This is a genomic window from Micromonospora foliorum (genome assembly GCF_022229015.1).
Classification (GTDB): Bacteria; Actinomycetota; Actinomycetes; order Mycobacteriales; family Micromonosporaceae; genus Micromonospora; species Micromonospora foliorum.
Map to the genome: position 1 here is coordinate 1 of NZ_JAKKFF010000237.1, position 10,632 is coordinate 10,632.

At 73.9% G+C, this 10,632-nt stretch carries 12 protein-coding genes and 1 pseudogene; 5 read left to right on the forward strand and 8 right to left on the reverse strand.

Annotation, left to right across the window (positions count from 1 at the left end; genetic code table 11):
* On the reverse strand, positions 1 to 2,287 hold a 2,287-nt coding region (locus PSH25_RS17850; protein WP_238660155.1), incomplete at its 3' end, for a diguanylate cyclase.
* A 112-nt stretch (positions 2,288 to 2,399) separates the two neighbouring features.
* Between PSH25_RS17850 and PSH25_RS17855 the strand changes: the two genes are divergently transcribed.
* Positions 2,400 to 3,050 (forward strand): 5-formyltetrahydrofolate cyclo-ligase, encoded by a 651-nt coding sequence (locus PSH25_RS17855; protein ID WP_372492808.1) that lies wholly within the window; start codon positions 2,400 to 2,402, stop codon positions 3,048 to 3,050.
* Positions 3,047 to 3,253: pseudogene (locus tag PSH25_RS17860) on the forward strand (FmdB family zinc ribbon protein); the annotation flags it as partial. The gene PSH25_RS17855 and the pseudogene PSH25_RS17860, both read left to right, overlap by 4 nt.
* A gap of 14 nt (positions 3,254 to 3,267) precedes the next feature.
* On the opposite strand, the gene PSH25_RS17865 reads toward PSH25_RS17860, so the two are convergent.
* Entirely contained in the window at positions 3,268 to 3,477 is a 210-nt protein-coding gene (locus PSH25_RS17865) for a hypothetical protein (protein ID WP_238660165.1), read from the reverse strand.
* A gap of 385 nt (positions 3,478 to 3,862) precedes the next feature.
* Between PSH25_RS17865 and PSH25_RS17870 the strand changes: the two genes are divergently transcribed.
* Positions 3,863 to 4,075, forward strand: a complete 213-nt coding sequence (locus tag PSH25_RS17870) for a hypothetical protein (RefSeq protein WP_238660157.1) — start codon at positions 3,863 to 3,865, stop codon at positions 4,073 to 4,075.
* A 125-nt stretch (positions 4,076 to 4,200) separates the two neighbouring features.
* Here the strand turns inward: PSH25_RS17870 and PSH25_RS17875 are convergent, their stop codons facing one another.
* Complete coding sequence (locus tag PSH25_RS17875) at positions 4,201 to 4,383, reverse strand: hypothetical protein (RefSeq protein ID WP_124863025.1); 183 nt, start codon at positions 4,381 to 4,383, stop codon at positions 4,201 to 4,203.
* Between the two features lie 749 nt (positions 4,384 to 5,132).
* A complete protein-coding gene (locus tag PSH25_RS17885) occupies positions 5,133 to 5,615 on the reverse strand; it encodes a DUF2231 domain-containing protein (RefSeq protein WP_238660164.1) in 483 nt (160 codons plus the stop codon).
* A 201-nt stretch (positions 5,616 to 5,816) separates the two neighbouring features.
* Between PSH25_RS17885 and PSH25_RS17890 the strand changes: the two genes are divergently transcribed.
* Both PSH25_RS17890 and PSH25_RS17895 read left to right on the forward strand, forming a co-directional pair.
* Complete coding sequence (locus tag PSH25_RS17890) at positions 5,817 to 6,245, forward strand: Fur family transcriptional regulator (RefSeq protein ID WP_238660159.1); 429 nt, start codon at positions 5,817 to 5,819, stop codon at positions 6,243 to 6,245.
* A gap of 109 nt (positions 6,246 to 6,354) precedes the next feature.
* Positions 6,355 to 7,218: an oxygenase MpaB family protein gene (locus tag PSH25_RS17895; protein WP_238660160.1), complete on the forward strand. Its 864-nt coding sequence runs from the start codon at positions 6,355 to 6,357 to the stop codon at positions 7,216 to 7,218.
* Between the two features lie 22 nt (positions 7,219 to 7,240).
* Here PSH25_RS17895 and PSH25_RS17900 read toward each other — a convergent pair whose 3' ends face one another.
* The 4 genes from PSH25_RS17900 to PSH25_RS17915 form a co-directional block, all read right to left on the reverse strand.
* A complete protein-coding gene (locus tag PSH25_RS17900) occupies positions 7,241 to 8,191 on the reverse strand; it encodes a RecB family exonuclease (protein ID WP_274527601.1) in 951 nt (316 codons plus the stop codon).
* A 13-nt stretch (positions 8,192 to 8,204) separates the two neighbouring features.
* Entirely contained in the window at positions 8,205 to 8,819 is a 615-nt protein-coding gene (locus PSH25_RS17905; protein ID WP_091394729.1) for a MarC family protein, read from the reverse strand.
* Between the two features lie 41 nt (positions 8,820 to 8,860).
* Positions 8,861 to 9,733 (reverse strand): PHP domain-containing protein, encoded by an 873-nt coding sequence (locus PSH25_RS17910; protein ID WP_238660162.1) that lies wholly within the window; start codon positions 9,731 to 9,733, stop codon positions 8,861 to 8,863.
* 62 nt (positions 9,734 to 9,795) lie between these two features.
* Positions 9,796 to 10,632 (reverse strand): hypothetical protein (locus tag PSH25_RS17915; RefSeq protein ID WP_238660163.1); only part of this gene is annotated, 837 nt, incomplete at its 5' end.

Genomic DNA, 10,632 nt, shown 5'->3' on the forward strand with positions numbered 1-10,632 from the left:
CGCCCGGAGCGCTTTCCGGTGTCTCGTCGGCCGAATCCGGTCGGGCGTGCGCCGGGCCCGCCAGCGATGATTCCGGTACGCCCACCGCCGGGTCGGACCGGGCGGGCCCGCCCGGCTCCCGGATGGCCTGCACCGGCTGGCCGGCGCGCGGCAGCCCGTCGGGTGGGCTCACCGCACACGCGAGCACCGGAATCTCCCGGGTCGGCAGATCCGAGCGCACCTCGGCGACCCGGTACGTGTCACGGCCCGCCGCCTTCGCCGCGTAGAGCGCGTCGTCGGCGGCCTCCAACACCTCCCGCCCGGTGCTGCCGTGGTCCGGGAAGACGGCGATGCCCACCGACACGGTCACCAGGACCGGCCCGGCGTACGCCTCGACGGCGATCGGCGTGTCGCGGACCGCCGCGCCGAGCCGTTCGGCCACGATCGCCGCGCCCCGCGCGTCGGTCTCCGGCAGCAGCAGCACGAACTCCTCACCACCCTGACGGAAGGCCAGGTCGACCTCACGAATCTCCCCGCGTACCCGCCGGGCGAACTCGGCCAGCACGGTGTCCCCCGCGGCGTGCCCGTACGTGTCGTTGACGTCCTTGAACCGGTCCAGGTCCAACGCGAGGACGCTGAGCATCCGCCCGAAGCGGCTGGCCCGTTCCACCTCCCGGCGGATCGACTCGCGCAGGTAGCGGTAGTTCCACAGCCCGGTGAGCGGGTCGGTGAGGGAGAGCCGCTGCGCCTCCTCGTGCACCCGGACGTTGTCCACCGCCACGGCCGCGTGGCCGGCGAAGGTGCGCAGGGTGGCCAGGTCGTCGTCGTCGAACTCGTCGGCGCCCAGCCGGTCGTAGAGGGCCAGCACGCCGAGCGCGGCCGCCGAGCCCGCCTCGTCCGCCGACCCCGACGGTCCGCCGAGGGTGGTCGTGGCGCCGCCTCCCGGGGTGGCGAACGGAACCGCGACGTACGTGCGGCAGCGCGGCTCACCGGTGGGCGCCTCGGTCGGCTCGGCCCTCCCCCGCTGCGGTTCCCCGGTGGCGGCGACCTCACCGACCACGCCGACTCCGACCGGCACCCGGAGCGTCGGCGACCCGTCCGTCTCCTCGGCCGGCCAGCGCCCGTCCAACCCCTCGGTGCACTGCGCGACGAGCACCCCGCCGGTCTCCACAAGCAGCACGGCCCCGGCACGCGCGCCGGTGGCCCCGATGGCACTGCGCAGGATGACCCGCAGGATGCGTTGCAGGTCGTGCGTGCTGGCCAGGGTGTCGCCGAGCACCGCGAGATGCCCGCGCAACTGGTCCCGGTTGCTGGTCAGCGCCGCGACGTAGGAGCCGGTCTCCCGGGTCATCCGGTTGAACGCGGCGGCCAACCGCCCCAACTCGTCGCGACTGCGTACCGGCACCCGGGCGGTCAGGTCGCCCTGGGCCACCCGGTCGACCGCGCCGGCCAGCTCCGCCAGCGGCCGGGTGGTCACCCGGGCCAGCCGCCAGGCGGTCAGCACGGCGAGCAGCCCGGCCAGCACGACCACTCCGACCAGCGTGGCGTGCAGCCCCGGTGGCCGTTCGCTGGGCACGGAGAGCACCAGTGGCAGCGGCTGCGCGTCGGAGGGCCCGAGCCGGCGCACGTACCGGCCCTCGTTGGTCTCGGTGACCTGCTCGCCCCGCACGGCGACGGCGGCGGCCAGCACGTCGTCGCGTACGTCACGGGTCTCCGTCGTGTGGGTGACCCGCGCGGCGCTCGCCCCGCTGTCGAGCAGGGTGACCGCCACCCCGGTCACCGCCGCCAGTCGGGCCACGAAGGCAGGGTCGACCAGTTGCGCGGCGGTCACCGTGCCCAGCCGGGTGCCGGCGCGGTCGTGCAGGTCGACCTGGGCGGCCAGCGCGCGGACCGGGCTGGTCGAGGCCCCGTTCGAGCCCCCGGTCGTGCCCCCGTTCGAGCCCTCGGTCGAACGGCCGGTCGAGCCGGCGCAGTCCTGCCACGGGGTCGACGGCGCGCCCGGCGAGACGTAGGTGACCTGGCCGGCCACGTCGGTGATCAGCACCGCGGCGGCCAGACCCCGGCCGACCAGTTGCGCGGCGGCGACGGCCGGATCGGCGGTGAGCGCCACCGCGTCGGCGGTGGCGCGTAGCTGCTGGCAGAGCGCGTCGACCGAGGTACGCACGGTGGACGCCGCCACAGCCAGGCGCTCGGTGGAGCGGCTGCGGTCGACAGCCGCGACGGTGGAGGCGACGAAGAGCGCGCCGAGCAGGACCGGCCCGAGCACCACCACGAGGAAGGCTGCCGTCAACCGCCCGCGTAGCGTCACTCGGTCCCCCCGGAAGTTCCGCCTCCGTTGCTTGCGATGCTGACACAGAGCAACCGTGGGAGAGGCGTTGCGTCAGGAGTGTTGCGTGACGGAATTTTCTGATGAAGCGGAAGTGACCCGGACGGCGAAGCGGGACACCCGCGTCGAGCTGCTCGCTCGCCGCCGGTCGCTGCCCGCCGCGACCAGGGCAGCCGCCGCCGGGCGCGTCCAGGCCGAGCTGGTCGCCCTGGTACGCCGGCTGCGGCCACAGCGGATGACGGCGTACGTGCCGGTCGGCTCCGAACCGGGCGGCGCGGACCTGCCCGAGGTCCTACGGGCGGCCCTGCCGGTGGGGGCCGAGTTGCTGCTGCCGGTGCTCCTCGCCGACCTGGATCTGGACTGGGCGGCGTATACCGGACCGGATGCCTTGATCGCGGCCGGTCGGGGTATCCGAGAACCAGCCGGCGCCCGCCTCGGGGTGACCGCCGTGGCGCACGCGGAGCTGGTGGTCGTACCGGCTCTCGCAGTCGACCACCACGGTCGGCGGCTCGGACGCGGCGGCGGCTCGTACGACCGCGCACTCGCCCGGGTACCCGAGGCGGCACTGACGGTGGTTCCCCTGCACGACGGTGAGCTGGTCGAGGCGCTGCCGGCGGAGCCACACGACCGCCGGGTGCGCGCGGTCGTCACTCCCGCCGACGGGATGCGTACGCTTGACGGCGGCCCGGGTGCGGCGCACGGTGTCGCGCCCCACACGTCCGCTGGACGAACCCGGGGCGAATGACGCACCATTGGCACTCGAATACGTCGAGTGCCAACTGGCCGAGCCCAGATCCGGAGGAGAACGTGCCCACGTACCAGTACGCCTGCACCACGTGCGGTCACCAGCTCGAGGCGGTGCAGTCCTTCTCTGACGAGCCGCTGACCGAGTGCCCGGCGTGTCAGGGGCGGCTGCGCAAGGTCTTCAACTCGGTCGGCATCGTCTTCAAGGGCTCGGGCTTCTACCGCACCGACTCCCGGGCGTCCGGCTCAGAGACGACGGCCGGCGGCACGGCCACCAAGCCGGCGAAGTCCGACTCGTCCTCCGGTGACAGCTCGTCGTCCTCGTCGGGGTCCTCGTCCTCGTCCGGGTCGTCCTCGGGCTCGTCGTCCTCCTCGGGGTCGTCTTCCGGGTCGTCCGGGTCGTCCTCGGGTGGATCGGGCGGCGGCAAGGCGGCGGCGGCAAGCTCCGCGTCCTGATCGTCGAAGGCCCGACCCCCAGGGGTCGGGCCTCGATCAAATCGGCACGTCGGCGCATCCTCGCGGTGTCGACGACCCGACCCCCCGCCAGACCCGCCCGGTCGCGCCGGTCGCGCCTTGATCCACTCGGGTTTCAGGAAGTCGGCCCGTCCCCGTTGCTCTAACCGCGCGGGTTCCTTGATCGCGAGTCGATCAAGGCGGGGGCCATAGCAGAGCGAACCGGCGGATGGGCGTTTTCCACAGGCCGGGCGGTTGTCCACAGGCGGCGGCCGTGGGTCGGCCGAGGCGGCGGGATCTGCCTAGCCTGCCGTCCATGGGTGCCACTGCGGCGCCCTGGGACGGAGGGCGGCAGAGGCGATGGTCGATCCGGATTCCGCGCGGGCGTTGCGCCCGCTGCGCCAGCTCACCCTGCCCGGCGGGCGCACCCTGCTCCGGGCCGGTCTGGTCGCCGCGCTGCTCGGCCTGGCCGCGGCAATTCTGCACACCCCGGCCGGATGCCCGCCGGCCGCGGTGCCCTCCGACGCACCGTCGAAGCCGGTCAGCACGGCCCGGCATCTCGACGAGGACTGATCGGCCGACTCCAGCACAGGCTCCCCCGACCATGACGGACAGGTCCCGCTGCCGAGCCGTCCGGTCCGGCACCACACTGGTCGGCTTCCGTACCGACGTCGTGGGGTCTGACCGAACCGCCGAGGTCAGTCCCAGTGCGGGGGGCGTTCGGCGAGCAGCCAGTCGTCGTTGCCGCCCGACCGCTCGCCCCAACCACGGTCGGTGTCGTCGGAGGTCTGCTCGGGCAGCACCACGAAGTCTTCGCTCAGGTCGACGGCGCGGTCATCGTCTCCACGTGCGCCGTGCGTGCCGGGGTCTTCGGTGCTCACGAGCGGCAAGACTAGCGCAGCCGACGGCGCTGGACCGGGCCGTCGACCGTGGCACGCCGACCAGAAACGACCAGGCGGCCGACCGTGGGCACGCCGGCCAGAAACGACCGGGCCGCCGGTGGCGTTGGTAGCGTCGGACGGCGTGACGACCCCCAGCGGTGGCAGCATCCCGGACGACTACTGGCGACGGCCCGACACCGGTGACGACGCGGTGGCGGACCAACCCCCCGCCGCGCCCCCGATCACACCATCGACCGGGCCCACCAACCCAGCCACGAGCGGGACCAGTAATCCACCACCGACCGGGCTCACCAACCCACCGCCGAGCGGACACGGCGGCCCAGCATCGCCGGGGCACCCTGCCAACAGGCAGGCTGGCCCACCACCGGCCGGGCAGACCGGCCCAGCGTCGGCGGGAGGCCGTCCCGGCGGATACTCCGGCCCGCCGCCGAGCGTGCCGCCGCCGGCGGGTTGGCGACCACCCGTACATCTTCAGCCGGCGCCGCCACGCCAGCTTCCGCCGCAGGACATGGCCGACCTGGACGCGGCCGAGCAGCGCTCGCAGCGGGTCACCTACGGCTTCGGCGCCGCGGCCGGCGTGGTGCTGCTGGTTCTGCTCTGCCTCCTCTGCTCGCGAGTCATCTTCTGATGCTCGGGACCGCAGCTCAGCGCGGGCAGCAGCCGAGCGGGACCACAGCCCAGCCCGGGGCAGCAGCTCAGCGCGGGCAGCAGCCCGGTGGGACAGCAGCTCAGAGGGTGGTGCCCCAGACGGTCTCGGCGCCGGAGTGGCCGGTCAGGTAGACGTAGATCAGGGCGGCGATGGCAAGCCCCACGGCCGCCACCGCCAGCACCGGGACGACCAGCGCGGGCAGCTGCGGCACCCGGGGGTGCCCACTTGTCGCCACGAGCAGCAGGATGGCCACGATCCCGAGCGGCACCACGATGCGCAACAGGATGTCACCGTAGCGGGAGTGGTCGAAGATCTGATCGAGGATCGGCCCCTGGAATCCCCGGGCTACCAGCGCGTCGGTGAGGGCCTCACCCGACTTGACCGCGACGTAGGCGGTCACCGGCGCGGCCACGGCGAGGAGGCCCAGGGCCCAGTCCAGCCGGTGCCGCCACCGCGGCAGCCCCACGTACGCGATGGCCAGCACCGCCAGCAGCGGCACGAACACGACGACCGCGTGGATTACCAGGACGTGCACCGGTAGACCCAGGATCTCCTCGAACATCGAACCCTCCAGGTGGATCATGGTCAGGGGTGGCCAGCCTATGGTCCGCCGATCGTCCCCAGGCTCTCGACCGGTGACACGCGCGCCGCGTCGATCGGGTTCACCCTCCGGGTCGTACCCCTGATCTTGCCTGGCTGTGTCGGTGGCCACCCGGAGCGGGCGACGGTTGTCGATGCCGATGGAGCGTGCTGTCATTGGCCCATGTCCGGTGCCGAGGAGCTGCTGCGGTCGAGGGGCCTGCGGGTCACGCGGCCCCGCCTCGCGGTGCTCGACGTGCTGGCCGGCGGCGGTCATCTTGAAGTCGACGAGATCACCCGGCGGGTTCGTGAACGCCTCGACTCGGTCTCCACCCAGGCTGTCTACGACGTGCTGGGCGCGCTGTCCCGGGCCGGGCTGTCGCGCCGGATCGAGCCGGCGGGCAGTCCCGCCCGCTACGAGGCGCGCGTGGGCGACAACCACCACCACGTGGTGTGCCGGAGCTGCGGTGAGATCGCCGACATCGACTGCGCGGTGGGCGGTGCCCCGTGCCTGGAGCCGAACACCGCGCACGGGTTCGAGGTGGACGAGGCCGAGGTGACCTTCTGGGGTCTCTGCCCGAACTGCCGGGCCCGCCGCTCCGCCGACGTCTGACCGGCGGCCCCGGCGCGACACCAACGGCTCGGCGCGGTGACAGAGGCCCAGGCGCGACACCGGCGGCACGTGACCGGCGAGGTCGGCCGGGCCGTGGCACTCTTGAGCGGTGGACTCCGATGACCTCGGCCTTTTCGGTCCGGGTTCGGTCACGTGGAAGGTGCACGACGAGCCGATCCTGATCGTCGCCGGCCTGCGCTCGCTCTACCTCCAGGCGTTGCACCCTCGGGCCATGGCCGGGGTCGCGCAGAACAGCAACTACCGCACCGACGCCTGGGGTCGACTGGTCCGCACCGCCACCTACGTGGCGACCACCGTGTACGGGACCACCGCCGAGGCGGAGGCCGCCGGGGCCCGGCTGCGCCGCCTGCACGACCGGCTGCGGGCCACCGACACGCTCACCGGTGAGCAGTTCCGGATCAACGAACCGGACCTGCTGCGCTGGGTGCACGTGACCGAGGTCGAGTCGTTCCTGAACACGGCCCGACGCGCCGGGCTGCCACTGAGCGACGACGAGGTGGACGGCTACTACACCGAGCAGCGCCGCGCCGCCGCCCTGGTCGGCCTGGACCCGACCACCGTCCCGGGCACCGCCGCCGAGGTCGCGGACTACTACGAGGCCGTACGGCCACAGTTGCGGATGACCCGAGAGGCCGCCGAGACGGCGGTGTTCCTGACCGCCCCGCCGCTGCCGTGGAAGCTCAGCCTGCCGGTCCGGTTGGGGCTCACGCTGGGCCCGCCACGCTGGGCGTACCTGGGGATCGCCGGCACCGCGTTCGCGCTGCTGCCGGCGTGGGCGCGCCGGATGTACGGAGGTCTCGGCCTGCCGACCACCGCGCTGTCAGCGGACCTGACCGTGCGCGCGCTGCGGCTCGCGTTCGCTGCCGTCCCCCGCCGCTACCTGGAGGGGCCGTTGATTCAGGCAGCCAAGGAGCGGGCGGCACGGCACGCCGCCGCCTCGCTGGCCAGCTGACCCGACCCTCGCACAGGGGAGATCAACCGTCGGCGGGCCGGTCCATGGCCGCCCACGGCTCCTTGCCGGGGGCCTGCGCGCCCGCCGGGCAGTGCCGCCGGAAGTCGCACCAGCCACAGCGCGGGCCGGGTGCCACCGGGAACGCCTCGTCCGCGTCGGCGCCGTCGGCGACGGCCCGTTCGGCGGCCATGATGTCGCGGGCTGTCTCTTCCGCGCGGGTCAGTTGTCGGGCCAGCGACTCGACGGTGTGGTCGTGGCCGGCGACCGTGCCGGTCGGCAGGTGGTGCAGCTCCACCCGGCGGCACGGCCGACGGAACACCCGCTCGGCGGCGTACGCGTAGAGCGCCAGCGCCTGCGAGCCCCGGGCGTCGTCCGTGTCCAGCCCGGTGCGACCGGTCTTGTAGTCGACGATGACCAGCTCCGGCCCCTCCGGCCCGGGCCGCGAGTCGATCCGGTCGGCGCGGCCGTTGAACGCCAACACCGCGGTCTTGACCGCCACCACCCGTTCCACGCCGAGCGGGTCGGAATCCGGCTCCAGCGTCTCGACGTACGCCTCCAGCCACCCCAACGCCCGCCGGTAGGCGGCCCGTTCCTGCTCGTCGTCGCGGTAGCCCTCGCGGACCCAGGTGCCCTTGAGCAGCGTGGCCAGCGCCTCGGGGCGTCGCCGGTCGGCGGGCAGCGCATACCAGTTTTTCAGGGCGGTGTGCACGCTGGCGCCGAGCGAGTTGTGCGCCCACGGCGGGCCCTTGGGTGGGGCGGGCCGGTCGACGTAGGAGTAGCGGTAGCGACGCGGGCAGTCCGCGTACGCGCCGAGCTTGCTCGGGGTGCAGACGAACAGCCGCTCCGGCATGCCCTCGAAGCCGAGCTGCTCGGCTTCGCCGGCGCGCTGCCGTGGGGCCCGGCCGCCGGCGGCCGGCCGCCCCGCTGATGAGGATCGTCGCACGCCTGCGATCCTGCCATCCACCCCCGACATCGCGCGCGTGCCGTCAGGCCATGTTGACGTACTGCGTGACGAAGGCGGCCACCGCGTCGGCGATGAGCTGCACGGCGATCGCGGCCAGCAGCAGGCCGGCGATCCGGGTCAGCACCTCGATGCCGCCCGGCCGGAGGATCTTCACGATGCCGCCGGAGAAGCGTAGGACGATCCAGACGGCGACCATCACGGCGAGGATCGCCACCGCGATGGCGCTGAACTCCCCCAGCCCGTCGGCCTGCTGGACGAAGAGCATGGTGGCCACGATGGCGCCCGGGCCGGCCAGCAGCGGCGTGCCCAGCGGCACCAGCGCGATGTTGGAGGTGACCTGCTGGCTCGGGTCGTCGGCCTTGCCGGTCAGCAGCTCCAGGGCGACGAGCACGAGCAGCAACCCACCGGCCGCCTGCAACGCCGGCAGGTCCACGTGCAGATAGTCGAGCAGGGTCTGGCCCGCCACCGCGAAGATCACGATGACGCCGAGCGCCAACGCGACGGCCTGCCAGGCCGCCCGGTTGCGGTCGCGGGCGGGCAGCGGGCCGGTCAACGCCAGGAAGATCGGCATCATGCCCGGCGGGTCGGTGATCACCAGCAGGGTCACGAAAACCTCGCCGAACAGCTTCAGATCCACGTGATCAACCTAGCCGCGCCGCGATGGGCGAAATACCCGGATCACCCCGAAGCGACCTCGGTCACCCCGTCGGCGACGATCCGCTCGTACGCCTCGACGCTGGTGCTGAACGCGCCGAGCTGAACGGTCTTGTGGGTGCCGTGGAAGTCCGAGGAGCCGGTGACGAACAGACCCAGGTCGGCGGCGAGCGCCCGCACGTGCTCCCGCTCGGCCGGGCTGTGGTCCTCGTGGTCGGCCTCCAGCCCGGCGAGCCCGGCGGCGGCCAGTTCGGCGATCAGCTCGTCGGGCACCACCCGGCCGCGTCGGGTCGCCCGGGGATGGGCGAAGACGGGAACGCCTCCGGCCGCCCGGACCAGTCGAACGGCCCGGAACACGTCGATGTCCTCCTTGGGCAGCCGGTACCGCTCCCCCAGCCAGTTCGGGCCGAACGCCTCCCGGACACTGCCGACCAGGCCGGCGCGGATGAGTGCCTGCGCGAGGTGCGGACGCCCGACGGTGCCGCCACCCGCACCGGCCAGGATGTCCGGCCAGTTCACGTCGATGCCGTCGGCCCGCAGGAGGCCGACCATCCGTTCGCCGCGCTCTTCCCGGGCGGCCCGGACCCGAACCAGCTCGGCCACCAGCTCCGGGTGGTGCGGGTCGAACAGGTACGCGAGCAGGTGCAGCGGCACCGCCGGCTGCGCGCCGGACCAGCGACACGACAACTCCGCACCCCGGACCAGACGCAGACCCGGCGGCAGCGCGGCGACGGCCGGCGCCCAGCCGGCCGTGGTGTCGTGGTCGGTGATCGCCAGCACGTCCAGCCCGGCGTCGAAGGCCGCGCCGACCAGCTCGGCCGGGGTCAGCGTGCCGTCGCTGGCCGTCGAGTGGGCGTGCAGGTCGATCCGGGGGGCGGAGCCGGTACGCGAGGTCACCGCCCGACGCTACCGAGGAAACAGCGAGCCCGGCTCACATGGGTCGCCCGGGTCACCCGCGGTCAGAAGCCCTGCACCAGGATCGGCCGGTGTCCGGCTGGCACACCGGGCACCGCGGCGGGGCTGGCGGGCTTACCCGCCCGCACCTGGCCGACGTCGACCTGGACCAACTCGCCGGCGCCGTCGAGGTAGGAGGCGTGCGTCTCGTCGCTCCACACGATCGCCCCGGTCATCGGCGGCCCGGCCGCGACGGCTGTCGCGCCCGGCCCGAGCCGCTGCAGGTCGACCAGCAGGGACCGGCCGGCCTTGCCGCTGTCCCCGTTGACCAGCAGCCACCGCCCGTCCGGCGAGACCCCGCCGACGCCGTCCTGGCTCAGGTCCGGACCGCAGCCGGTCCGTGCCGGGTCCAGCTGACGTGTCGGGGCGAGTACGGCGAGGCAGGTCCGGCCCGGTTCGGTCGTGGCGACCTGGCCGACGAGCCGCCCGTCGGGTAGCCGCCCGTAGACGTTGAGGCTCTTCCGGTCGAGGGCCTCGGGCAACGGCCCCGCACCGGGGCGCCAGAGGGTGTGGCCGGCGCTGGCCGGGTCGAGTCGGACCAGCACGCTGTCAGCGACGAACCGGACGGGCTCCGCCGCGGCGGGGACCGGGGTGCGCACCGCCCCGATGAGTTGGGTGCCGACCACGCCCGCCACCAGTAGGTCGCCGCCGTCGCGCCAGGCGACCTGGAGGCTGTCCGGGGCCAGGACGATCGTGCCCGCCCCGGCCAGCAGCACCTGCACCAGGCCGTCGTCCTGCACCACCCAGAGGGAGCGCCCTGCGGCGCTCGGCGCGCCGACCACCAGCCAACCGCCGCCGCTGGGCAGGGGCTGGACGCGTTCGGCCGGCCCGACGTCCGGCAG

What these genes read in the sequence shown, in the direction of transcription:
- PSH25_RS17870 (WP_238660157.1), top strand. Translation starts at nt 3,863, where the DNA reads ATGGTCGATCCGGATTCCGCGCGGGCGTTGCGCCCGCTGCGCCAGCTC.
- PSH25_RS17885 (WP_238660164.1), bottom strand. Translation starts at nt 5,615, where the DNA reads ATGTTCGAGGAGATCCTGGGTCTACCGGTGCACGTCCTGGTAATCCAC.
- PSH25_RS17890 (WP_238660159.1), top strand. Translation starts at nt 5,817, where the DNA reads ATGTCCGGTGCCGAGGAGCTGCTGCGGTCGAGGGGCCTGCGGGTCACG.
- PSH25_RS17900 (WP_274527601.1), bottom strand. Translation starts at nt 8,191, where the DNA reads ATGTCGGGGGTGGATGGCAGGATCGCAGGCGTGCGACGATCCTCATCA.